The 698-nt window shown below is 34.4% G+C and carries 2 protein-coding genes; both read left to right on the forward strand.

The window, feature by feature from the left end:
• The first annotated feature begins 166 nt into the window (after nucleotides 1-166).
• The gene (locus tag ACWIX0_RS14025) at nucleotides 167-538 is read left to right on the forward strand and encodes a hypothetical protein (RefSeq protein WP_454174592.1); all 372 of its coding nucleotides are present in this window, start codon (nucleotides 167-169) and stop codon (nucleotides 536-538) included.
• Nucleotides 539-540: 2 nt separating this feature from the next.
• Nucleotides 541-684 carry a hypothetical protein gene (locus ACWIX0_RS14030; RefSeq protein ID WP_454174593.1) on the forward strand — a complete coding sequence of 48 codons (144 nt, stop codon included), beginning with the start codon at nucleotides 541-543 and terminating at the stop codon, nucleotides 682-684.
• Nucleotides 685-698: the final 14 nt, after the last annotated feature.

Raw genomic sequence — 698 nt, forward strand, 5'->3', positions numbered from 1 at the left:
GAAATTAGTCAATATCCCCACTTCGATTTGCTCTACAATGCTTGAAATAAACAATCAAAAAATAGTCCTAGCCCAAGCTATCTCACAAGTCATCACTGACAAAGGCTCACCGCTAATCCTGCAAGACGAGCCAAAAGCAAAGGATATATTTGAGGTTGATGAGTAGGTGGCAGATGATTTTAATGATTTGCAAAATGGCAATGAAAACGCAGAATCTATAAACAAATCTAACAAATCTAATGCAGAATCTAACCCAAAATCAAGCACAGATTCTAGCAATTCACAATCCACGCAAGATTCACAAAAAGAAATATTAGAAATGTATTTTAGCTATGGGGAGGAGTGTAAGAGAATCAAAACAGATTCCAAGATAGAAAGCGATGTTAATTTGCATATCGTTACACAGGGCTACAAGCTAGGCGAATCAATAGAAATTACACTAGAATCTGACGATGGCAGGACAATCAATGCAGGTGGCAATGTAAATGAAAACGGCGAAGTATTGATATATAATGTATTTACAAAAAATAAGGAGTAAAAATGTTGGTTTGCAAAGTAAAGTGTGGAGATAAAGAAGCAACAATAAGAATACAAAGACCAAATTTTGATGATTGTAAAATGGCTTATGAAAAGATAAGTAAGTTGGATAATATTGATGGCTCAAGACAACTTAAGACAAAATAAAGGAGTCTTTATTG

The sequence above is a fragment of the Helicobacter sp. T3_23-1059 genome (assembly GCF_053654515.1).